The organism is Pseudomonas sp. NBRC 111132 (assembly GCF_001320565.1).
GTDB classification, from domain to species: domain Bacteria; phylum Pseudomonadota; class Gammaproteobacteria; order Pseudomonadales; family Pseudomonadaceae; genus Aquipseudomonas; species Aquipseudomonas putida_P.
Genome location: NZ_BCBI01000081.1, coordinates 1 through 22,297 on the forward strand (window position 1 = coordinate 1; position 22,297 = coordinate 22,297).

The following is a 22,297-nucleotide window of genomic DNA, read 5'->3' on the forward strand; positions in this document are numbered from 1 at the left end:
AAAAAAAACCGCCACTGGTGTCAGTGGCGGTTTTGGGTATCGCAATGCCCTTAGAACGGCATCTTGAAGCCTGGCGGCAGTTGCATGCCGGCGGTCATGCCGCCCATCTTCTCCTGGCTGCTTTGCTCGACCTTGCGCACGGCGTCGTTCAACGCAGCGGCAATCAGGTCTTCCAGCACTTCCTTGTCGTCTTCATCAGTCGACATCAGGCTCTGGTCGATGCTGACGCGCTTGACGTCGTGACGACCGGTCATCACCACGCTCACCAGACCGCCACCGGACTGGCCGGTGACTTCGGCGTTGGCCAGCTCTTCCTGCATCTTCTGCATCTTTTCCTGCATCTGCTGGGCCTGCTTCATCAGGCCGGCCATGCCACCTTTCATCATGGGGTATACCTCGATTGGGTCATGTGATGCGGCCTGGCATCGGGCCGGCCGCATGGTTATCCGTTACTGGCCCTGATCGACCAGGGCTTCTACAGGCTCAATAGTATCCTGCCGTACCTTGGCGCCGAACAACTTGATCATCTGCTGGATCAACGGATCCTGCTCGATCGAAGTGACCGCGTCCTGCTGGCGCTCGGCACGCTTGCGCGCTGCGGCCTGGGCCGGGGTTTCCTGCTCGGGCAGGATCAGCTCGATGCGCAGGTTAAGCGTACGCCCCAGGTGCTGGTTAAGCGCCTCGTTCAAGCGCCGCTGCTGGGTTGCATTGAACAGCGCGCCCTGGCCCGGGTCCAGGTGCAGCAGCCAATCGTCACCCTCGGCGGTAATCAGCGTACAGTTTGCCGCGATGTTGCCTGTCATACCGGACACAGGCAACTGTGGGAATAATTCCAGCCATTGCAGGGCCAGGCCCGTGGCCGGCTTGGCTGCTGGCAGCGGTTGAGCTACAGGCTTGGGCGCTTCTTCCTGAACGTGCTCGGCCAGTTCGTCCAGGTAGCTGAAACCGACTGGGTCGCTTTCGCCGCCGTAGTAGTCTTCATCCAGCGGCGGCTCATCGTCGCGATCCATGCCCACGGCAGCATAGGCAGACGGATCGAAAGGCGGCTCGTCGAGTACCGGGGCAGCCTTCGGGGGCGCCGCCGGGGCAACCGGTTCAGGCACAGGTGCAGGTGCAGGTGCAGCCGCTACCGGAGCAGGTGCGGCTGCCGGTTCTTCCCATGGCAGGTCGACCACCTCGGCAACAGGCTCGGGCACGGAAATGGCCTCGATCTCGGCCTTCAGCTCAACGTCTGGCTCGACCTCCGGCTCATGGTCGGCTGTCGCCGGTGCAGGCACCTCCACCTGCGTCGCGGCTACCGCAGGCTCAGGCGGCACGACCGCGACAGGCGGTGTGGGCTCGGCCGGCGCCAAGGCTGCCACCGACGCTGCGGGATCAGCTGTGGCCTGGCTGATCCCCACTGGCTTTAGCACCGGTTTCGGTGCGTCGTCCATATCGGCCGGGCGGAACGCCAGCATACGCAGCAGGACCATTTCGAACCCACCACGCGGGTCCGGCGCCAACGGCAGATCGCGGCGGCCGATCAGGCCCATCTGGTAATAGAATTGCACGTCTTCGGCCGGCAGCGCCGAAGCCAGCGCCAGCACACGCTCACGATCGCCCTGGCCGTTGTCCACCGCTTCCGGCAGCGCCTGGGCGATGGCCACACGGTGCAGCACATTGAGCATTTCGGCCAGCACGCCCGACCAGTCCGGCCCCTGCTCGGCCAGGTTGCGCACGGCCTCCAGCAACGCCCTGGCGTCACCTTCAAGCAGCGCCTGCAGCACACCATAGACCTGGCCATGGTCGAGGCTGCCCAACATGGCGCGTACATCGGCAGCCAACACCTTGCCTTCGCCAAAGGCGATGGCCTGATCGGTCAAGCTCATGGCGTCACGCATCGAGCCATCAGCCGCACGGCCCAGCAGCCACAGGGCATCCGGCTCGAACGGTACGTTTTCGGCGGACAGCACGTGGCTCAGGTGCTCGACCACCCGCTCCGGGCTCATGTTCTTCAACGAGAACTGCAGGCAGCGCGACAGGATGGTGGCCGGCAGCTTCTGCGGGTCGGTGGTGGCAAGGATGAACTTGACGTAGGGCGGCGGCTCTTCCAGCGTTTTGAGCAAGGCGTTGAACGAGTGGGTCGAGAGCATGTGCACTTCGTCGATCAAGTAGACCTTGAAGCGCCCACGGCTGGGGGCGTACTGCACGTTATCGAGCAGTTCACGGGTGTCCTCGACCTTGGTGCGGCTGGCGGCGTCGATCTCGATCAGGTCGACAAAACGGCCTTCGTCGATCTCCCTGCACACCGAACAGGTGCCGCACGGGGTGGAGGTAATGCCGGTTTCGCAGTTCAGGCACTTGGCGATGATACGGGCGATGGTGGTCTTGCCCACGCCCCGGGTACCGGTAAACAGGTAGGCGTGGTGCAGGCGCTGGTTGTCCAAGGCATTGATCAAGGCCTTCAGCACATGGGCCTGGCCGACCATTTCGCGGAACGAGCGCGGACGCCATTTACGTGCAAGAACCTGATAACTCATCGAAAAACCATCGTAGCCTGATAGAGCGGAAGATCGCTAATGCTAGCGGAGCGGGGGCAAAATTGCACCCTGCGCGAGTCGTCTAAGCTTGGAAGCAGGCGCGTTGTTCAAGGAGGATACGCCTTTGCCAATATTGCTGGCCCTTCTGCTGCTCTGGTCTGCCCACTGCCTGGCTGAACAGCCGGTGCTGCGCTTCTCTGTCGCGGAGAGCTGGAGCATGCCGCTGGTGCGCATCGAAGCTGACCAGCCCGTGGAAGGCCTGGTGTACGACCTGATAGAGGCGCTGGCCAAGGAAGTGGGCGTACGCCCCCAATACCACGTGATGGCTCGCCTGCGCCTGCAGGAGGCCATGAACAGCGGTGATATCGATGTGCGCTGCTATGTCAGCACCCAGTGGTTCAATGATCGCCCAGGGGATTTTGTCTGGAGCATCCCGCTGATTCACCAGCGCGACCTGCTGGTGGGGCGCGTTGGCGATAGTTCCCCGATGCCCGCGGAGCAATTGCCTGCCCAGGCTATCGGCACGGTGCTGGGTTACACCTACTCGACCTTGCAACCTCTGCTGGATCAAGGCCGACTGCACCGCGAAGACAGCCGCAGCCAGTTGCTGGTGCTGCAGAAGCTGCAGGCTGGGCGCTATCGGCATGCGGTGAGCAACCAACTGTCGTTGCAGTGGTTCAACCAGGGTTTGCCAGCCGACCAACGATTGCAGGGATTGGCGGTGCTGGAAGAGCAGGACCTCGGGTGCATGGTGCGCAATGATCCCGCAGTGCCGACACAAGGGTTGTTGCGGGCGTTGGTAAGGATGAAGCAGTCGGGGGAGATCGAGCGGATTTTGCAGCGCTATGGCGGGATGGGGCCTTGGGATGCTCCGGCGCCCCACCCTTGATCTCGGTTGTGCTGACAGGTGTGAAGGCGCAGGCGATACTGGCCCGGGAAGATGTAGGAGCGAGCTCGCAAGGTGGCTCCGACCAAATTGATCACACTCACACCAAAGCCAGCAAACCCGCACTCAAGAACAACCCCACTCCAAACACAAAATGCGTAGCCAAGCTCTTCAAGCAGTTGCGCGCAGGCGTCGGCGTTCTGGACGCGAAGAAACCCGCCCCCATCACCGGCTGCATGAAGCACAGCGGCGCCACGACCGTGCCTACGCCAACAACTACCGCAGGTAGCAAAGTAGGCGCCAGCAACCAGCTCTCCCCTACGATCACAACCAGCAGCATCGCGAACAGCACGCCGATCGCATAATGAATCACCCACCCCCACACCAGCTCATTGCGCACCGGCTCTGCTTTGGCAATCGCCTGGTGCGACACACGGCCGTCAAGCAGATGCCCCGCCCAACGCCCGACCATGGCGAAGTTCAATGTGGCGACACCCAGCCGCCTCAGCAGCAACCCCCACAGGTCCATCACGATGGTGGCACCAATGCCAATCGGCAAGGCAGCTAGAAACATCGCAGTAAACGTCATTGAACAAGCCCTCGAAGATTGACGGTCATCACCATGCCGCGCAGCATAGAAGTTGAAGTCAACTTCAAGTCAAGGGCCAAAAATGGACATTGCCGACGTCGCCAAACGCACAGGCGTACCTGCATCGACACTGCGTTACTACGAGAAGAAAGGTTTGCTCAAGTCCCTGGCCGGGCGCGGCCAGCGGCGGCAGTTTGCAGCCGATGTGGCAGACAGGCTGGCACTGATCGCCCTAGGGCAAGCGGCGGGATTTTCGCTGGATGAAGTAGGCGCCATGCTGGTGGACTTGCAGGTGGACCGGCAGATGCTGCTGGCCAAGGCAGACGAAATTGATGCGCGGATCAGGCGGCTGCAGGCCATGAGCAAAGGATTGCGGCATGCCGCGCAGTGCCCGGAGGAAGATCATCTGGCATGCCCGAAATTTCAGCGGCTGATGAAACTGTCGGCTACGGGAGCATTGGGAATGAAGCAGGGAAGAACGAAGGCGTTCGCGGCAAATTGAGGTTTTTCACCCCCAGAAATGGAGGCGACCCCACCAGCCACACCCCGGCACTCGATGTTCCCGCTATGGCTGCTCCCTTCCGGGCCTGACCAGGTTAACGGGTAATCAATGCGGGGGGACCGATGGGGCCACCACTACATGCCTCGCTGAGCAGCGAGTGGCGCCATTGTACCGGTCTTGAGGGCAGATACAACCTCTGTAGGCGAAAAAGTCATCATTTCTCAATGACTTGTCAGATCGTGGGGCCGCAGTGCGGCCCGATCGCGACGCAAGGCCACGCCTACTGGGGATAGCGCAGGGCTCTAAACAACAATGCCCTGCTCGGCCAGGAATGTGACGAATGCATCTTCATCCAGCACCTTCACGCCCAGCTCGCTGGCCTTGGCCAGCTTGGAGCCCGCCCCCGGCCCTGCCACCACGCAATGGGTCTTGCCAGAAACCGAACCCGCCACCTTGGCCCCCAGGCTTTCCAGCTTGTCCTTGGCAATATCGCGGCTCATGCGTTCCAGCGTGCCGGTCAGCACCCAGGTCTGGCCTGCCAGCGGCAAGCCTTCGGCAACCTTCTTCTCGCAGCTCCAGTGCATGCCGAACGCCAGCAACTGCGCTTCGATGTCCCGCGCCAGTTTCTGGTTCGCTTCATCCTTGAAGAACTCACGCACAGCATCAGCCTGCTTGGCCGCCAGGGCCTGGCGCAGGTCGATGCCGTCGGCGGCGATGATCTTCTCCAGGCTGTCGAGCTTGGCAACCAGCTTCTCGGCACCGGTCGGGCCGACCGAGGCGATGTCGAGCTTGGCAATCATCCCAGCCAAGGTAGTACTGGCGGCGAACTCGGCAGCCAGTTCGCCTTCGTCCTGCAATTTCATGCCACTGGCCAGAAGTTGTTCAATGACCTTCTGGTTGTGCTCGTCTTCGAAGAAATTATGGATTTCGTAGGCCACCTCCAGGCCGATATCCGGCAAGTAGGTCAGCACTTGCGGCAGTGCCTGCTGCACACGCGCCAAGCTGCCCAGCGAGCGGGCCAGCACCTTGGCGGTCTCTTCGCCTACGTCGGGAATGCCCAACGCGTAGATGAACCGTGCCAGGCTCGGGCGCTTGCTGGCCTCAATGGCATCGAGCAACTTCTTGCTGGACACCTCGGCGAAGCCTTCAAGGCCAACGATCTGCTCGAACGCCAGTTTGTACAGATCAGCCGGCGAGCCGATCAGGCCTTCGTCCACCAACTGCTCGACACTCTTCTCGCCCAGGCCGTCGATGTCCATGGCCCGGCGCGACACATAGTGAATGATCGCCTGCTTGAGCTGGGCGCCACAGGCCAGGCGACCAACGCAGCGGTACACCGCGCCTTCGCTGGTGGTTTCCTTGCCCTTGCTGCGCTTTACCAGTTGGGTACGCTCGACTTGCGAGCCACACACCGGGCATGCGCTTGGCACTTCTACCGGACGGGCATCGTCGGGGCGACGCTCCAGCACCACCTGCATCACCTGCGGGATCACGTCACCGGCACGGCGGATGATCACCGTATCGCCAATGCGCAAGCCCAGCCGAGCGATTTCGTCCATGTTGTGCAGGGTGGCGTTGGACACGGTTACTCCGGCCACCTTGACCGGCTTCAGGCGTGCCACAGGCGTTACCGCACCGGTACGGCCAACCTGGAACTCGACGTCCAGCACCTCGGTCAGCTCTTCCATGGCTGGGAATTTGTGGGCAATCGCCCAGCGTGGCTCTCGGGCGCGGAAGCCCAGTTCGCGCTGGGCAGCCAGGTTGTTAACCTTGAATACCACACCGTCGATCTCATACGGCAGGCTGTTACGCCGCTCGCCAATGTCGCGGTAATAGGCCAGGCATTCTTCGATACCCGCCGCATGCCTGAGCTCGCGACTGATCGGCATGCCCCAGGCCTTGAGCTGTTCGAGGACACCGATATGGCTGTCGCCGATGCTCTCGGACACCTGGCCGACGCCATAGCAGCAGAACTCCAGCGGGCGGCTGGCGGTGATTTTCGAATCCAGCTGGCGCAGGCTACCGGCGGCAGCGTTGCGCGGGTTGGCGAAGGTCTTGCCGCCGGCTTCGGCCTGAGCGGCATTGAGCCGGTCGAAACCGGCCTTGCTCATATACACCTCGCCGCGCACTTCCAGCACTGCTGGCCAGCCCTCGCCCTGCAGTTTGAGCGGGATGTTGCGCACGGTGCGCACGTTGGCACTGATGTCTTCGCCGGTGGTACCGTCGCCACGGGTGGCGCCCTGCACCAACTGGCCATCGCGGTACAACAGGCTCACGGCCAGGCCATCGAGCTTGGGTTCACAGCTGTAGTCGACCGCACCGGGTTGGTCGAGGCCTTCAACCACGCGGCGGCCGAATTCGCGCAGGTCGGTTTCTTCAAAGGCGTTGCCCAGGCTGAGCATGGGCACTTCGTGGCGTACCTGGCTGAACGCAGACAAAGCCTCGCCACCGACGCGCTGGGTTGGCGAATCGGGGGTTACCAGGTGGGGGTGTTCAGCCTCCAACGCCTTGAGCTCGTTGAACAGGCGGTCGTATTCGGCATCGGGCACGCTGGGCTCGTCGAGCACGTAATAGCGATAGTTGTGCTGGTCGAGTTCGGCACGCAGTTCATGGATACGGGTTTCGGCGGTCATTTCTCAGGTTCTCTTGCAAAGCAAAAGAGCAGCCCTTGGCTGCTCTTGCGCTTGAAACAGGGTGGACAGCACCAGGCCAGGCCTGCCCACTTGGGCATATCAGCGCTTCTGGGTCAGCGCACGGCGCTCGAACTCGACGATACGCTGGCGATAATGCTCGATGGTCTGGGCCGTCAGCACGCTGCGCTGATCGTCCTTGAGCTCACCGTTCAGTTCGTGGGCCAGCTTGCGTGCGGCGGCCACCATCACATCGAAGGCCTGCTTCGGATGACGCGGGCCCGGCAGGCCGAGGAAGAAGCTCACCGCGCGGGTGCTGAAGTGGTCGATGTCGTCCAGGTCGAACACACCAGGCTTGACCGCGTTGGCCATGGAGAACAGCACTTCGCCGTGGCCGGCCATGCTCTCGTGACGATGGAAGATATCCATTTCGCCGAAGCGCAGGCCGCTTTCCAGAATGTTCTGCAGCAACGCCGGGCCCTTGAAGCCACCCTCGTCGCGGGAAATCACGCTGATCACCAGCACTTCTTCGGCTGGCGGCAAGTCCTTGACGCTGCTGCTGGCAGCCGGCGCAGCATTGCTGCGGGTGTTGTCGGCGGCAAAGTCGTCGTCGCTGTCGGCAAACAGGTCAGGCTCGCGTGGCTCGGCGCTCAGGTTAAGGTCGCCCTGCTGCACATCGGCAGCCGCGGCGCGCTTGCCGCGCTTGCTGGCCTTGGCCGGCTTGTGCTCGCGTTCTCGATCACGCGCAGAAGCGCTGAGCGACGGCAGGTCGCTTTCGTCCAGCTCAGGCTCCTTGTGGGTATCCAGCACCCGCGACGGGCCGAGCACTTCGGCACTGCCGCCTTCCTCGTCCGGCACATTGGAATAACTGCGATCCAGACGGAATTTCAACTTGCCTTTCCCGCCGCGCATGCGGCGCCAGCCGTCGAAAAGAATCCCGGCAATGACAATGATGCCGATGACGATCAGCCACTCGCGCAGACCGATTTCCATGTAATCCCGTGCCTCTATAAAAATATGCTTGAAAACAAAGGGTTCAAAGCCCTTTAACACGTGGCGCCAACTCTATGTTCTGACAGGCGTTTTACCCACGCAAAAAACGAGTGACATTAAGCTAGCACGACCAAAGACAACTTTACACCGTCTGTCGCACATGACGGGGGCATTTCGCTGCAGAAAATGCCTCCATCGTCGCGCATCAAGCGTCGACCATGGCCATGGCCGCCTCCACATCAACTGCAACAAGACGTGAACAACCGGGTTCATGCATGGTCACCCCCATCAACTGGTCCGCCATTTCCATGGCAATCTTGTTATGGGTGATGTAGATGAACTGCACGCTTTCACTCATTTCCTTGACCAGGCGCGCATAGCGCCCGACGTTGGCATCGTCCAGCGGCGCATCGACCTCGTCGAGCATGCAGAACGGTGCGGGGTTCAACTTGAAGATGGCAAACACCAGCGCCAAGGCGGTCAGTGCTTTCTCGCCGCCGGACAGCAGATGGATGGTGCTGTTCTTCTTGCCCGGTGGCCGCGCCATGATCGTCACCCCTGTATCGAGTAGATCTTCGCCCGTCAGTTCCAGATAAGCGCTGCCACCACCGAAAACTTTTGGGAAAAGTGCCTGTAATCCGGCATTTATCTGATCAAAGGTATCCTTGAAGCGGTTGCGGGTTTCCTTGTCGATTTTGCGAATGACGTTTTCCAGGGTCTCCAGCGCTTCGACCAGGTCGGCGTCCTGGGCGTCCAGGTAGCGTTTTCGCTCGGACTGCTGTTCATATTCTTCGATGGCCGCCAGGTTGATCGCCCCCAGGCGCTGGATGCGCGCTTCAAGCTGTTCCAACGCCTGTTCGGTACCCTGCTCGCTGGCCTCGGCCTCCAGGGTAGCGAGCACGCCTTGCAGGTCGTAGCCGTCGGCCAGCAGTTGCTCCTGCAGCGTCTTGCGTCGCACATCAAGGCCTTGGCACTCCAGGCGCAGCTGCTCCAGCTGGCCGCGCAGCAGCTGGGCCTGCTGCTCAGCCTGGGTGCGCCGTTTTTCGGCATCACGCAGCTCGCGGTCGGCTTCGTCCATGTGCAGGCGGGCCTGGCGCATTTCCTCGTCGACGCTCATGCGTCGTTCCAGTAACTCTTCGAGCTTCAGGCGCAGCTCTTCCTGCGGGGCCTCACCCTCCTCCAGGTTCAGGCTCAGTTGCTCCTGCCGCTCGGTCAAGCGCGCAGCCTGCTGTTCCAGGCGCTCCAGGGCCTGGCGGGTGGAATCGTGCTGGGCACGCAGCGACCCTAGACGCACCGCGAGCTGGTGGGCGTGATCCTTGTGCTGGCGAGCCTCCTGGCGCACCCGGTCGAGGCCTTCGCGCAGGGTGTCGCGGCGGGCCATCAACTGTTCGCGCTGCTCGGTGTCCTGGGCCATCAGCTCAAGGGCTTCTTGCAACAACAGGCGTGCTTCGCCCAGTTGCTCGTGCTCCAGGGCGCGCTGCTCTTCCAGTTCGCTCAGTTCTTCTTGCAGGCGCCGGCGGCGCAGCTCGACCTGCTCGGCACGCGCACGGCTGGCCGAAAGGTTGGCCTTCAGCTCGCCGTGCAGGCGGCTCTCTTCCTGGGTGCGGCGGCGCAACTGTTCGCGCTGCTCCTCCAGGCCCAACTGCTGCTCGCGCAGGGCCTGCAACTGTTGATCGAGCTGCTCCAGTGCTGCTTCCTGTTCCAGTTGTTCCTGGCCCAGGCGCTCGATTTCCTGGCCGCGCGCCAGCACGCCGCCTTCGGCTTCACCACCACGGCGCACCCGCAAGAAGTGCCGGCCAACCCAGTAGCCATCTCGGCTGACCAAACTATGCCCTTCGCCGAGCGATGCGCGCTGCGCCAGTGCCTGGGCAAGGTCTTCCACGGGCTTGACCTGGCCCAACCAGGGCGCCAGGTCGATACGGCCCTGGACCTTTTCCAGCAGGCTGCCCGGCAAAGGCAAGCTGTTGTCGCTGGCCAGCAGCAGGCGCAACTCGCCTTGCTCCAGGCCAGCAAAATCGAGGCGGTTGAAATCGTCTACCAGCACAGCCTGCAGATCGGCGCCGAGCACAGTCTCCACGGCCGTTTCCCAACCTGGCTCTACTCGCAATCCTTCGGCCAGCCGCGGCTGTTGCTCCAGCCCTTGGTCGTGCAGCCAGTGCGCAGCGCCTGTACCCGGCTCCAGTGCAGCCTGCTGCAAGGCTTCAAGCGAGGCCAGGCGCCCGCCCAGGCGCTGCAGGTCGCCCTGTGCCTGCTGCTGGGCCTGGGTGGCCTGTTGCAGTTGCTCGCGCGTGCCTTCCAGGCGCTCGACCACCTGCTCTTCGGACAGTTGCAATTCTTCCAGTAACATTTCGCTGCTGGCCAGTTGCTCGGCAAATTCGAGCATGGCCACATCCTGCGGCTCGCTACCCAGCTGCTCGCGCTCCTCGCCCAGCTTGCGCTGGCGCTCGGCCTGGCGCTCCAGGCTGGTTTCCAGCTGCTGCAGGCGCGCCTGCTGCACTTCAGCCTGGCGGCGCGGCTCGGCGGAACGGCTGTTGAAGCTGTCCCACTGTTCCTGCCAGCCGTGCATGCCCAGCTCGGCCTCCTCAAGCGCGGCAGCGGCCTCTTCGGCAGCGGCCAGGGTCATTTCCTGCTCGGGTTCGAGCATGGCCAGCTCTTCTCCCAAGGTGGCCAGCAGGGTGCGGTCGTGGCCAAGGTGCGATTCGGTTTCCAGGCGGGTGCGTTCGGCCTCCTTGAAGTCGTCCTGCAACTGGCGCAAGCGCTGCTGGCCGTGCTGGATGCTCTGCTCGACCCGGGCGATGTCACCGGCCACCGAGTAGAAGCGGCCTTGCACCTGATTGAAGCGTTCGGACAATTCGTGATGGCCGTCACGCAGGCGTTCGATGCTCGCGTCGGCATTGCGCTGCTCGGCCACCAGCGCCTCGTGGGACACGCCCTGATCGCCGATCACCGACTCGCGCTGGCGTACCTGCTCGTCAAGGCCGCGCCAGCGCAAGGCCGCCAGGCACGCCTTCATCTGGCGCTCCTGGGCCTTGTACTCGCGGTACTTCTCGGCGGCCTGGGCCTGACGATGCAGCCGCTCCAGCTGGCGCTCGAGCTCTTCGCGCAAGTCGGTCAGGCGGGCCAGGTTTTCCTGGGTGCGGCGGATGCGGCTCTCGGTTTCGCGGCGGCGCTCCTTGTACTTGGAGATGCCGGCGGCTTCCTCGATGAAGTTGCGCAGCTCCTCGGGCTTGGCTTCGATCAGCTTGGAGATCATGCCCTGCTCGATGATCGAATAGCTGCGTGGCCCCAGGCCGGTACCGAGGAAGATGTCGGTAATGTCACGCCTTCGGCACTTGGTGCCGTTGAGGTAATAGCTGTTCTGCCCGTCGCGGGTCACCTTGCGCCGGATCGAGATCTCGGCGTAGGCAGCATATTCGCCAACCAGGGTAGTTTCGCTGTTGTCGAACACCAGCTCGATGCTCGCCTGGCTGACCGGTTTGCGGCCACTCGAGCCGTTGAAGATGACGTCGGTCATCGACTCGCCGCGCAGGTTCTTCGCCGAACTCTCGCCCATCACCCAGCGCACCGCGTCGATGATGTTGGACTTGCCGCAGCCGTTGGGGCCTACCACAGCCGCCATGTTGCTGGGGAAGTTGACCGTGGTCGGGTCGACGAACGACTTGAACCCGGCCAGACGAATGCACTTCAGGCGCATCGGTCAGCCTCGGGCCAGTGCCGCCAGCACCAGTTCGCAGCTGCGCTGGCCGTAGGCAGTGAGCACCTCGCGAATGCGCGGCAGGTCACGGGCGACCACGGCTTCGAGCAGCCGGGCGAACAGGTCGAGGTAGTCGATCATGTTGGCCTGTCGCTGGTCCAGCGACAGGTAGTAGGCACGGCTCATGGCCGGCTGCAGGTTTTCCACGGTTTCCTGCAGGAACGGGTTGTCGGCGAACGGATAGGCCGCGCGCATCACCGCAAAGCTGTCGGCGACGAAGGTCTTGATGTCGAGTTGGTCATGGGCACGCTGCAGGCGCTGCTGGATTTCCAGAAACGGGCGCAGGTCGGCTTCGGTGCGCCATTTTTGCGCAACCGCGTTACCCAGCAGGATGTAGAACTCGCCCATCAGCGAGCACAGGCTGCGCACGCTGCGCTCGTCCAACTCGGTTACATGGGCACCCCGGCGCGGCAAGATAGCCACCAGGTGGCGGCGTTCGAGAATCAGCAGTGCTTCGCGCACCGACCCACGGCTGACGTTGAGCGCCTGGGTGACCTTCTGCTCCTGGATACGCTCGCCTGGCGCCAGCTCGCCGCGGATGATGCGTTCGGCCAGGTAATCGGCAATCTGCTCGGAGAGGCTGTCCGGGGCCTTGAACGTCATGGTTTTCCTTCAAAATCATTGAACTGGGCACAAGGGGCGGATTGTAGCGTACTTGGGCGGTAATCGCGCAGAGGGCCCAGGCGGTTTATTTGACCTGCCAGACAGCCATGCGCCCGGCGCGATCTATGCTTGGGATATGGGCAATGTGTTCGGCCGGGCATGGACATGAGCATTTTCTTGACCTTTGAGTCAGAAAAATATTGACCTGCTAGACAGGTGTTGCTTAGAGTCCGCCCAACAACAATAAAACCATTGCGAGGCCATCCCCGTGATCCAGTTTCTCGTCAACCAGGAGCTGCGTAGTGAGCACGCCCTGGACCCGAACATGACGGTGCTGCAGTACCTGCGCGAGCACCTGGGCAAACCCGGTACCAAGGAGGGCTGCGCCAGTGGTGACTGCGGCGCCTGCACCGTGGTAGTCGGCGAACTGACCCAGGACGAACAAGGTAACGACAGCCTGCGCTACCGCAGCCTCAACTCGTGCCTGACGTTCGTCTCGTCGCTGCACGGCAAGCAGCTGATCAGCGTCGAAGGGCTCAAGCACCAAGGCCAGCTGCACAGCGTGCAACAGGCCATGGCCGATTGCCACGGCTCGCAATGCGGCTTCTGCACCCCCGGCTTCGTCATGTCGCTGTTCGCCCTGCAAAAGAACAGCAGCGGCCCCGACCTGCACCAGGCCCAGGAAGCCCTGGCCGGCAACCTGTGCCGCTGCACCGGCTACCGGCCGATCCTCGACGCCGCCGAGCAGAGCTGCCGCCAGCCCTGCCGCGACCAGTTCGATGCCCAGCAGGCGCAAACCATCAGCCGCCTCAAGGCCATTACGCCAACCCAGACCGGCGAGCTGAACAGCGGTGACAAGCGCTGCCTGGTGCCGCTGACCGTAGCCGACCTGGCCGACCTGTACAGCTCGCACCCCGAAGCCCGCCTGCTGGCCGGTGGTACCGACCTGGCGCTGGAAGTGACCCAGTTTCACAAGACCTTGCCCGTGATGATCTATGTCGGTCACGTGGCCGAGCTCAAGCGCATCGAGAAAACCGCCAGCCACCTGGAAATCGGCGCCGCCACCCCGCTCACCGACTGCTACGGCGCGCTGAACGACGATTACCCCGACTTTGGCGCCCTGCTGCACCGCTTCGCCTCGCTGCAGATCCGCAACCAGGGCACGCTGGGCGGCAACATCGGCAACGCCTCGCCCATCGGCGACTCGCCTCCCCTGCTGATTGCCCTGGACGCGCAGGTGGTCCTGCGCCAAGGCGAGCGCCAGCGGGTGATGCCACTGGAAGACTACTTCATCGACTACCGCATCACCGCCCGCCAGGACAGCGAGTTCATCGAGAAGATCATCGTGCCGCGCGCCACCCGCGACTGGGCGTTCCGCGCCTACAAGGTGTCCAAGCGGCTGGACGATGACATCTCCGCCGTGTGCGCGGCATTTAACCTGAGCATCGAAAACGGCGTGGTCAGCGGCGTGCGCATCGCCTTCGGCGGCATGGCAGCGATCCCCAAGCGCGCCCGCGCCTGCGAGGCGGCGCTGCGTGGCAAACCGTGGGACCAGGCCGCCATCGAGCGCGCCTGCCTAGCCCTGGCCGAAGACTTCACCCCGCTCAGCGACTTCCGCGCCAGCAAGGAATACCGCCTGTTGACTGCGCAAAACCTGTTGCGCAAGTACTTCATCGAACAGCAAACGCCGTACATCGAAACCCGGGTGACCGCTTATGTCTAACCATCACGTAGCCAAAAGCCAGGCCGAGATGGCCGAATTGTTCAGCCAGGACCTGACCACCGGGGTGGGCCGCAGCGTCAAGCACGACAGCGCCGACAAGCATGTATCTGGCGAGGCGCTGTACATTGACGATCGCCTGGAATTTCCCAACCAGTTGCACGTCTATGCGCGCACCGCCGACCGTGCCCATGCGCGCATCCTGCGCATCGACACCACGCCGTGCTATGCCTTCGAGGGCGTGCGCATCGCCATCACCCACGAAGACATCCCCGGCCTGAAAGACATCGGCCCGGTGGTGGCCGGCGACCCACTGCTGGCCATCGACAAGGTCGAGTTCTTCGGCCAGCCCGTGCTTGCCGTCGCTGCCTGTGACCTTGAAACCGCTCGCCGCGCGGCCATGGCCGCCATCGTCGAATACGAAGACCTGGAGCCGGTACTGGACGTGGTCGAAGCGCTGCGCAAGAAACACTTCGTGCTCGACAGCCACACCCACCAGCGCGGCGATTCCGCTGCCGCCCTGGCCAGCGCCCCGCACCGTATCCAGGGGACCCTGCATATCGGCGGCCAGGAACACTTCTACCTGGAAACGCAAATTTCCTCGGTGATGCCTACCGAAGATGGCGGCATGATCGTCTACTGCTCCACGCAAAACCCCACCGAAGTGCAGAAACTGGTCGCCGAAGTGCTCGACGTGCCAATGAACAAGGTGGTGCTGGACATGCGCCGCATGGGTGGCGGTTTTGGCGGCAAGGAAACCCAGGCTGCCAGCCCGGCGTGCCTGTGCGCGGTCGTGGCGCGCCTGACCGGCCAGCCGACCAAGATGCGTCTGCCACGGGTCGAAGACATGACCATGACCGGCAAGCGCCACCCGTTCTACGTCGAGTACGACGTGGGCTTTGACGACAACGGCCGGCTGCACGGTATCAACTTCGACCTGGCCGGCAACTGCGGCTACTCGCCCGACCTGTCCGGTTCGATCGTCGACCGTGCCATGTTCCACTCCGACAACGCCTACTACCTGGGCGATGCCACCGTGCACGGCCACCGCTGCAAGACCAACACTGCCTCCAACACCGCCTACCGTGGCTTTGGCGGCCCACAGGGCATGGTTGCCATCGAGCAGGTGATGGACCACATCGCCCGCCATCTGGGCCGTGATCCGCTGGCAGTGCGCAAGGCAAACTACTACGGCAAGACCGAGCGTAACGTCACCCATTACTACCAGACCGTCGAGCACAACATGCTCGACGAGATGACCGCCGAGCTGGAGGCCAGCAGCGACTATGCCGAGCGTCGCGAGTCGATCCGCCGTTTCAATGCCAACAGCCCGATCCTGAAGAAAGGCCTGGCACTGACGCCGGTCAAGTTCGGTATTTCGTTCACCGCCACCTTCCTCAACCAGGCCGGCGCACTGATCCATATCTACACCGACGGCAGCATTCACCTGAACCACGGCGGCACCGAGATGGGCCAAGGCCTGAACACCAAGGTGGCACAGGTGGTAGCGCAGATCTTCCAGGTGGATTTCAGCCGCATCCAGATCACCGCCACCAACACCGACAAGGTGCCCAACACCTCGCCGACAGCTGCCTCCAGTGGCGCCGACCTGAACGGCAAGGCGGCGCAAAACGCTGCCGAAATCCTCAAGCGTCGCCTGACCGAGTTCGCCGCACGGCACTATCAGGTGACCGAGGAAGACGTCGAGTTCCGCAACGGCCACGTGCGCGTACGCGACCAGATCGTCAGCTTCGAGCAACTGGTGCAGCAGGCTTACTTCGCCCAGGTGTCGCTCTCCAGCACCGGTTTCTACCGCACGCCGAAGATTTTCTACGACCGCAGCCAGGCCCGCGGCCGGCCGTTCTACTACTTCGCCTTTGGCGCTGCCTGCGTGGAAGTGATCGTCGACACCCTGACCGGCGAGTACAAGATGCTGCGCGCCGACATCCTGCACGACGTGGGCGATTCGCTGAACCCGGCGATCGACATCGGCCAGGTGGAAGGCGGATTCATCCAGGGCATGGGCTGGCTGACTACCGAAGAGCTGGTGTGGAACGCCAAGGGCAAGCTGATGACCAACGGCCCGGCCAGCTACAAGATCCCGGCAGTTGCCGACATGCCGCTGGACTTGCGGGTGAAGCTGGTGGAAAACCGCAAGAACCCGGAAGACACCGTGTTCCACTCCAAGGCCGTGGGCGAGCCACCGTTCATGCTCGGCATCGCTGCCTGGTGTGCGATCAAGGACGCCGTGGCCAGCTTGGCCAATTACCGGGTGCAGCCGAACATCGACGCGCCGGCGACACCGGAGCGGGTGCTGTGGGGTTGTGAGCAGATGCGCAAGGCGCTGGCTGAAACCCAACCTGCCGAACAGGAACTGGAAACCGTCACCCACTGACAGCGAGGTTCCATGCAGGAGCGGCCTTGTGTCGCAAAAGGGCTGCGCAGCAGCCCCAACAATCTATGTAGTAACCGATATTTTGGGGCCGCTTCGCAGCCCTTTCGCGACACAAGGCCGCTCCTACAAAGGGGCCGTGTCGACGTCTTAGAGAGGTTGCATCATGCACCAATGGATCAACGCCCTCGCCGACCACCAGTCCCGTGGCGAAGCCTGCGTGCTGGTGACCATCATCGAGGAGCGCGGCTCGACCCCGCGCAATGCCGGCTCGAAGATGGTGGTCAGCGCCAGCGGCCTGTTCGACACCATCGGCGGCGGCCACCTGGAATACAAGGCCCTGCACATCGCCCGGCAAATGCTCGAAGAGCAGCGCACCACCCCACACCTGGAGCGCTTCAGCCTCGGTGCCAGCCTGGGCCAGTGCTGCGGCGGCGTCACCGTGCTGCTGTTCGAACCGATGGCCGCCGTGCAGGCGCAGATCGCCGTGTTCGGCGCGGGCCATGTCGGCCGGGCTCTGGTACCCTTGCTCGCCGCGCTGCCCTGCCGGGTGCGCTGGATCGACTCGCGCGAACAGGAATTCCCCGAGCACATCCCAAGCGGGGTGACCAAGGTGGTCTGTGAGGAGCCGGTCGACGAAGTCGCGGACCTGCCGCCAGGCAGCTACTGCATCGTCATGACCCACAACCACCAACTCGACCTGGAACTGACCGCCGCCATTCTCAAGCGCAACGACTTCACCTGGTTCGGCCTGATCGGCTCGAAGACCAAACGAGTCAAATTCGAGCACCGCCTGCGCGAGCGCGGCTACGACGACGCCGTGATGGCGCGCATGCGCTGCCCGATGGGCCTGCCAGAGGTAAAGGGCAAGCTGCCCATCGAAATCGCCGTGTCCATCGCCGGCGAAATCATCGCCACCTACAACGCCTGCTTCGGCCAGCACGACGCTGCCGCCAATGCCGGCCCCATTGCCCAGTTGCTGCCGCCCTCCCGGCGCAGCCAAGCCAATTGACGAGTGTGTTATGACCGTTACCCGCAAAGCCTACCGTGCCGCCATCCTGCACAGCATCGCCGACCCGGCCGAGGTGGGCCTGGAGGCTTCCCATGAATACTTCGAAGACGGCCTGCTGGTGGTCGACGACGGCCGCATCAGCGCCATTGGTCACGCCAGCGAGCTGCTGCCGACCCTGGATGCCGACATCCCCGTCGAGCACTACCAGGATGCGCTGATCACCCCGGGCTTCATCGACACCCACATCCATTTCCCGCAGACCGGCATGATCGGCTCCTATGGCGAGCAGTTGCTGGACTGGCTGAACACTTACACCTTCCCCTGCGAAAAGCAGTTCGCCGACAAAGGCCATGCCGACCAGGTGGCGAAGATCTTCCTCAAGGAACTGCTGCGCAACGGCACCACCACCGCGCTGGTATTCGGCAGCGTGCACCCGGAATCGGTCAATGCGTTGTTCGAAGAGGCCGAGCGCCTGGACCTGCGCCTGATCGCCGGCAAGGTGATGATGGACCGCAACGCCCCGGATTACCTGACTGACACCGCAGAATCCGGTTACGCCGAAAGCAAGGCGCTGATCGAGCGCTGGCATGGCAAGGGCCGCCTGCACTATGCGGTAACCCCGCGCTTCGCCCCGACCAGCACGCCGCAGCAGCTGACCCTGGCGGGCCAATTGCTCAAGGAACACCCAGGCGTGTACATGCACACGCACCTGTCGGAAAACCTCAAGGAAATCGACTGGGTCAAGTCACTGTTCCCCGAGCAGAAGGGCTACCTGGACGTATACGACCACTTCGAACTGCTGGGCGAGCGCTCGGTGTTCGCCCACGGCGTGCACCTGTGCGACGACGAATGCCAGCGCCTGGCTGAAACCGGCTCGGCAGTGGCCTTCTGCCCTACTTCCAACCTGTTCCTGGGCAGCGGTCTGTTCAACCTGCCCCAGGCCGAGCGCTTCAAGGTCAACGTGGGCCTGGGTACCGATGTAGGCGCCGGCACCAGCTTCTCGCTGCTCAACACCCTGAACGAAGCGTACAAGGTGATGCAGCTGCAAGGCGCGCGCCTGCACCCGTACAAGTCACTGTACCTGGCCACCCTCGGCGGCGCCCGCGCGCTGCGCCTGGATGACCGCATCGGCAGCCTGCGCCCGGGTAATGATGCCGACTTCGTGGTGCTGGACTACAAGGCCACGCCGCTGCTGGACTACCGCATTCAGCAGTCCAACAGCATTGAAGAGACCTTGTTCGTGCTCACCACCCTGGGCGATGACCGCACAGTGCGCGAAACCTACGCCGCCGGGCGTTGCGTGCACCAGCGCTAAGGTTCTTTCGCCAGGCCCCGGTACAGCGCGCCGCCGATTGCAGCACCGATCAGCGGCGCCACCCAGAACAGCCACAGCTGCTGCAAGGCCCAACCGCCAACGAACAATGCCGGCCCCGTGCTGCGCGCGGGGTTGACCGAGGTATTGGTCACCGGGATGGAGATCAGGTGAATCAGGGTCAGGGCCAGACCGATAGCGATGGGCGCAAAGCCTACTGGTGCGCGGGAATCGGTCGCGCCCATGATCACCACCAGGAACATCGCCGTCATCACCACTTCACTGACAAAGCCTGCCCCCAGCGTGTAGCCGCCGGGCGAATGGTCGGCATAGCCGTTGGACGCCAGCCCCGAGGACAATTCGAAACCGGCCTTGCCGCTGGCGATGAGGTAGATCACTCCTGCCGCCAGGATGGCGCCGATCACTTGCGCAATCACGTAGGGCAGCAGCTCTTTGGCAGGAAAACGCCCGCCCACCACCAGCCCGAAGGACACAGCAGGATTAAGGTGACAGCCAGAGATATGGCCGATGGCGAAGGCCATGGTCAGCACGGTGAGGCCGAAGGCGAAGGCAACACCGAGTACGCCAATGCCGACAGGGGAACTGGCTGCGAGTACCGCACTGCCGCAGCCACCAAGCACCAGCCAGAAGGTACCGATCAGTTCGGCACCCATGCGTTTACCGAGGGACATGCTCATGAATCCATTCCTCAAGAAGTTGAACGCAACGAATGCGCAAGCCCAACTGCTTGATGAAGGTTTGCTCACAAGAATTTAGCAGACCTTTGGCTGATGGCCAGTTATGGCCGGGGGCTGCTTTGCAGGCCCCCTCAATCACCCTGGCAAACGATCAACCCTTGGCGGAAACCTTGGGCTTTTTCAGCAAATGCGAGAACACCGCATGCAGATCGTCCGAGGCACTCTCCTCATCCAGGTTCAGCTTGCTGTCGATGTGGTCCATGTGGTGCATCATCAGGCTCACTGCCTGCTCGGCATCACGTGCCTCGATGGCATCGATCAGTTGCATGTGCTCGTCATACGAGCAGTGCGAGCGGTTGCCGCTTTCGTACTGGGCAATGATCAGCGAGGTCTGCGATACCAGGCTGCGCTGGAAACTCACCAGCGGTGCATTGCCCGCCGCTTCGGCCAGCTTGAGGTGGAACTCGCCGGAAAGGCGAATGCCGGCGCCGCGATCACCGCGCGAGAAGCTGTCGCGCTCTTCACGCACCATCTGCCGCAGCTCGTTGAGCTGGTCGAGGGTGGCGTGCTGCACGGCCAACTCGGTAATGGCGCGTTCGACCATGCGCCGCGAGAAGAACACCTGACGTGCCTCTTCCACGGTCGGGCTGGCCACCACCGCGCCGCGGTTCGGCCGCAGCAGCACCACGCTTTCATGGGCCAGACGCGACAAGGCACGACGGATGATGGTGCGGCTGACGCCAAAGATTTCGCCCAGCGCTTCCTCGCTCAACTTGGTGCCCGGGGCCAGACGCTGCTCGAGGATCGCCTCGAAAATATGCGCGTAGACGATGTCGTCCTGGGTACCGCTGCGGCCGGCCTTGCCGACACGTGCAGGTTTTTTCAGAGGTTGCAGCTGTTCGTTCATGGGCTCTCGAGGCACGAAGAGAAAGTATGGCGCCATTGTACACAGGCTGAGGCGATTCCGCAGGGGGCGTTTCACCTATATAGCCGTTGTACGACGCATTGCGCACACAAAACATAAAACATTATTTGCATTCTTTGTACACAAAAGCATAATCCACCGAGCAACTTCTTGACCCATGAGTCAACAAACCGGTCGGACGTCTGCCTTCCCTCGTGGGGCCGCCAAGTGCATCGCTCAGGAAACTGGCCCCAACTACAACAAGAAAGACTTGAGGAGTACTCGCTGTGGAAAGCCGCAAATCCGAAGCCCCTACGCTGGATCTCGCCCCACCGCTCGAAACGAGCTGGCTGGAGCGGATTTTCAAACTCAAGCAACACGGCAGCACCGTCAAAACCGAAATGATCGCCGGGGTGACCACCTTCATCACCATGGCCTACATCATCTTCGTCAACCCCAACATCATGGCCGACGCTGGCATCGACCATGGTGCCGCCTTCGTCGCCACCTGCATCGCCGCCGCGCTGGGCTGCCTGCTGATGGGCCTGTACGCCAACTGGCCAGTAGGCCTGGCGCCTGGCATGGGGCTTAACGCCTTCTTCACCTACACGGTGGTCGGCACCATGGGCTACAACTGGGAAACAGCGCTCGGGGCGGTATTCATCTCGGGTGTGCTGTTCATGTTCCTGACCTTGTCGAAAGTGCGCGAATGGCTGCTCAACAGCATTCCGGTCAGCCTGCGCCATGCCATGGGGGCTGGCGTCGGATTGTTCCTCGGGCTGATCGGCCTGAAGACGGCAGGCATCATCGTCGACAGCCCCGCCACGCTGATCAAGCTGGGTTCGCTGCATGAGCCAGGGCCGCTGCTGGCGGCCGTGTGCTTCCTGCTGATCGCCATCCTCAGCTACAAGCGGGTGTTTGGCGCGATCCTCATCAGCATCATTGGCGTCACCTTGGCAGGTTGGGGCCTGGGCCTGGTCAAGTTTGGCGGGGTGATGTCGATGCCGCCTAGCCTGGCACCGACCTGGATGGCCATGGACGTGGCTGGCGTGTTCAACGTCAGCATGATCAGCGTGGTGCTGGCGTTTCTGTTCGTGCACATGTTCGACACCGCCGGCACGCTGATGGGCGTGGCGCAGCGTGCCAACCTGGTGGCACCGGACGGGCGTATCGAGAACCTGTCGAAGGCGTTGAAGGCTGACAGTGCATCGAGCGTGTTCGGTGCGGTGGTAGGTGTACCGCCAGTCACCAGCTATGTGGAAAGTGCCGCAGGTGTAGCTGCGGGCGGGCGTACCGGCCTTACTGCGGTAGTAGTGGGCCTGTTGTTCATCGCCGCGATGTTCTTCGCCCCGCTGGCTGGGATGATTCCGGCCTATGCGACGGCGGGTGCACTTATTTATGTGGCGATGTTGATGATGGGCAGCATGGCGCATATCCATTGGGATGAAGCCACAGACAGCATTCCGGCGATCGTCACGGTGATCATGATGCCATTGACCTTCTCGGTCGCCGACGGTATCGCCCTGGGCTTCATCAGCTACGTCGCGCTGAAGGCAGGTACCGGCAAGTACAAGGAGATCTCGGCCAGCCTGTGGGTGCTGTGCGCGATCTTCATTGCCAAGTTTGTGTTCCTCTGAACCCTGATACGCCGACCAAAAGGGCGCTTCGGCGCCCTTTTCTGGTTTAGCCGCAAATGTGCTCGCCGAGCGGTAGGGTCTAGGCCACCAGGTGTCTGCCTTGAGTTTTGAGGTGGTGCATAGATCGAGCGCCGCCCGCGCGGCGC

16 protein-coding genes and 1 other RNA gene are annotated in these 22,297 nt (G+C 62.7%); 7 read left to right on the top strand and 10 right to left on the bottom strand.

The features are described from left to right. Positions 1-50 precede the first annotated feature (50 nt). Together APH35_RS25940 and dnaX are read right to left on the bottom strand one after the other, a co-directional pair. Positions 51-386 (bottom strand): YbaB/EbfC family nucleoid-associated protein, encoded by a 336-nt coding sequence (locus APH35_RS25940; protein WP_003254305.1) that lies wholly within the window; start codon positions 384-386, stop codon positions 51-53. Between the two features lie 63 nt (positions 387-449). Then, positions 450-2,519, bottom strand: a complete 2,070-nt coding sequence (dnaX, locus tag APH35_RS25945; protein WP_060515744.1) for a DNA polymerase III subunit gamma/tau — start codon at positions 2,517-2,519, stop codon at positions 450-452. 124 nt (positions 2,520-2,643) lie between these two features. Between dnaX and APH35_RS25950 the strand changes: the two genes are divergently transcribed. Next, the gene (locus APH35_RS25950) at positions 2,644-3,408 is read left to right on the top strand and encodes a substrate-binding periplasmic protein (protein ID WP_012273419.1); all 765 of its coding nucleotides are present in this window, start codon (positions 2,644-2,646) and stop codon (positions 3,406-3,408) included. 97 nt (positions 3,409-3,505) lie between these two features. Here APH35_RS25950 and APH35_RS25955 read toward each other — a convergent pair whose 3' ends face one another. Then, the gene (locus tag APH35_RS25955) at positions 3,506-3,994 is read right to left on the bottom strand and encodes a DUF2938 domain-containing protein (RefSeq protein ID WP_060515745.1); all 489 of its coding nucleotides are present in this window, start codon (positions 3,992-3,994) and stop codon (positions 3,506-3,508) included. An 82-nt stretch (positions 3,995-4,076) separates the two neighbouring features. Here APH35_RS25955 and APH35_RS25960 point away from each other — a divergent pair, with 82 nt between their 5' ends. Continuing rightward, a complete protein-coding gene (locus tag APH35_RS25960) occupies positions 4,077-4,496 on the top strand; it encodes a helix-turn-helix domain-containing protein (RefSeq protein ID WP_060493781.1) in 420 nt (139 codons plus the stop codon). A gap of 28 nt (positions 4,497-4,524) precedes the next feature. Here APH35_RS25960 and ffs read toward each other — a convergent pair. From ffs to APH35_RS25985, 5 genes are all read right to left on the bottom strand, one after another. Beyond that, an RNA gene (gene ffs, locus APH35_RS25965) (signal recognition particle sRNA small type) lies at positions 4,525-4,621 on the bottom strand. A gap of 177 nt (positions 4,622-4,798) precedes the next feature. Further along, complete coding sequence (gene ligA, locus APH35_RS25970) at positions 4,799-7,129, bottom strand: NAD-dependent DNA ligase LigA (RefSeq protein WP_060493782.1); 2,331 nt, start codon at positions 7,127-7,129, stop codon at positions 4,799-4,801. A 99-nt stretch (positions 7,130-7,228) separates the two neighbouring features. Continuing rightward, entirely contained in the window at positions 7,229-8,119 is an 891-nt protein-coding gene (gene zipA, locus APH35_RS25975; RefSeq protein ID WP_012273423.1) for a cell division protein ZipA, read from the bottom strand. Positions 8,120-8,324: 205 nt separating this feature from the next. Then, positions 8,325-11,813, bottom strand: coding sequence for a chromosome segregation protein SMC (gene smc, locus APH35_RS25980; RefSeq protein ID WP_060515746.1), 3,489 nt, complete (start codon positions 11,811-11,813; stop codon positions 8,325-8,327). Between the two features lie 3 nt (positions 11,814-11,816). Continuing rightward, positions 11,817-12,476 (bottom strand): GntR family transcriptional regulator, encoded by a 660-nt coding sequence (locus tag APH35_RS25985; protein ID WP_012273425.1) that lies wholly within the window; start codon positions 12,474-12,476, stop codon positions 11,817-11,819. A 268-nt stretch (positions 12,477-12,744) separates the two neighbouring features. Between APH35_RS25985 and xdhA the strand changes: the two genes are divergently transcribed. The 4 genes from xdhA to guaD all read left to right on the top strand — a co-directional run bounded on the left by xdhA (position 12,745) and on the right by guaD (position 18,915). Beyond that, the gene (xdhA, locus tag APH35_RS25990) at positions 12,745-14,199 is read left to right on the top strand and encodes a xanthine dehydrogenase small subunit (protein ID WP_060515747.1); all 1,455 of its coding nucleotides are present in this window, start codon (positions 12,745-12,747) and stop codon (positions 14,197-14,199) included. Then, on the top strand, positions 14,192-16,591 hold the full coding sequence (gene xdhB, locus APH35_RS25995; RefSeq protein ID WP_060515748.1) for a xanthine dehydrogenase molybdopterin binding subunit: 2,400 nt from the start codon (positions 14,192-14,194) through the stop codon (positions 16,589-16,591). The genes xdhA and xdhB overlap by 8 nt, the downstream gene beginning before the upstream one ends. 163 nt (positions 16,592-16,754) lie before the next feature. After that, positions 16,755-17,600 (top strand): xanthine dehydrogenase accessory protein XdhC, encoded by an 846-nt coding sequence (gene xdhC / locus APH35_RS26000; RefSeq protein WP_060493785.1) that lies wholly within the window; start codon positions 16,755-16,757, stop codon positions 17,598-17,600. Between the two features lie 10 nt (positions 17,601-17,610). Then, the gene (gene guaD, locus APH35_RS26005) at positions 17,611-18,915 is read left to right on the top strand and encodes a guanine deaminase (RefSeq protein ID WP_060493786.1); all 1,305 of its coding nucleotides are present in this window, start codon (positions 17,611-17,613) and stop codon (positions 18,913-18,915) included. On the opposite strand, the gene aqpZ is transcribed toward guaD, so the two are convergent. Beyond that, positions 18,912-19,610: an aquaporin Z gene (aqpZ, locus tag APH35_RS26010; RefSeq protein WP_060515749.1), complete on the bottom strand. Its 699-nt coding sequence runs from the start codon at positions 19,608-19,610 to the stop codon at positions 18,912-18,914. The genes guaD and aqpZ overlap by 4 nt on opposite strands. 151 nt (positions 19,611-19,761) lie before the next feature. Beyond that, positions 19,762-20,517 carry a GntR family transcriptional regulator gene (locus tag APH35_RS26015; protein WP_012273431.1) on the bottom strand — a complete coding sequence of 252 codons (756 nt, stop codon included), beginning with the start codon at positions 20,515-20,517 and terminating at the stop codon, positions 19,762-19,764. A gap of 284 nt (positions 20,518-20,801) precedes the next feature. Here APH35_RS26015 and APH35_RS26020 point away from each other — a divergent pair, with 284 nt between their 5' ends. Further along, positions 20,802-22,151 (top strand): NCS2 family permease, encoded by a 1,350-nt coding sequence (locus tag APH35_RS26020; RefSeq protein WP_012273432.1) that lies wholly within the window; start codon positions 20,802-20,804, stop codon positions 22,149-22,151. Positions 22,152-22,297 lie beyond the last annotated feature (146 nt).

Excerpts from the sequence above, each read along its gene's own strand:
- APH35_RS25940 (WP_003254305.1), bottom strand. The coding sequence starts at position 386 with ATGATGAAAGGTGGCATGGCCGGCCTGATGAAGCAGGCCCAGCAGATG.
- dnaX (WP_060515744.1), bottom strand. The coding sequence starts at position 2,519 with ATGAGTTATCAGGTTCTTGCACGTAAATGGCGTCCGCGCTCGTTCCGC.
- APH35_RS25955 (WP_060515745.1), bottom strand. The coding sequence starts at position 3,994 with ATGACGTTTACTGCGATGTTTCTAGCTGCCTTGCCGATTGGCATTGGT.
- APH35_RS25960 (WP_060493781.1), top strand. The coding sequence starts at position 4,077 with ATGGACATTGCCGACGTCGCCAAACGCACAGGCGTACCTGCATCGACA.
- ligA (WP_060493782.1), bottom strand. The coding sequence starts at position 7,129 with ATGACCGCCGAAACCCGTATCCATGAACTGCGTGCCGAACTCGACCAG.
- zipA (WP_012273423.1), bottom strand. The coding sequence starts at position 8,119 with ATGGAAATCGGTCTGCGCGAGTGGCTGATCGTCATCGGCATCATTGTC.
- smc (WP_060515746.1), bottom strand. The coding sequence starts at position 11,813 with ATGCGCCTGAAGTGCATTCGTCTGGCCGGGTTCAAGTCGTTCGTCGAC.
- APH35_RS25985 (WP_012273425.1), bottom strand. The coding sequence starts at position 12,476 with ATGACGTTCAAGGCCCCGGACAGCCTCTCCGAGCAGATTGCCGATTAC.
- xdhB (WP_060515748.1), top strand. The coding sequence starts at position 14,192 with ATGTCTAACCATCACGTAGCCAAAAGCCAGGCCGAGATGGCCGAATTG.
- xdhC (WP_060493785.1), top strand. The coding sequence starts at position 16,755 with ATGCACCAATGGATCAACGCCCTCGCCGACCACCAGTCCCGTGGCGAA.
- guaD (WP_060493786.1), top strand. The coding sequence starts at position 17,611 with ATGACCGTTACCCGCAAAGCCTACCGTGCCGCCATCCTGCACAGCATC.
- aqpZ (WP_060515749.1), bottom strand. The coding sequence starts at position 19,610 with ATGAGCATGTCCCTCGGTAAACGCATGGGTGCCGAACTGATCGGTACC.
- APH35_RS26015 (WP_012273431.1), bottom strand. The coding sequence starts at position 20,517 with ATGAACGAACAGCTGCAACCTCTGAAAAAACCTGCACGTGTCGGCAAG.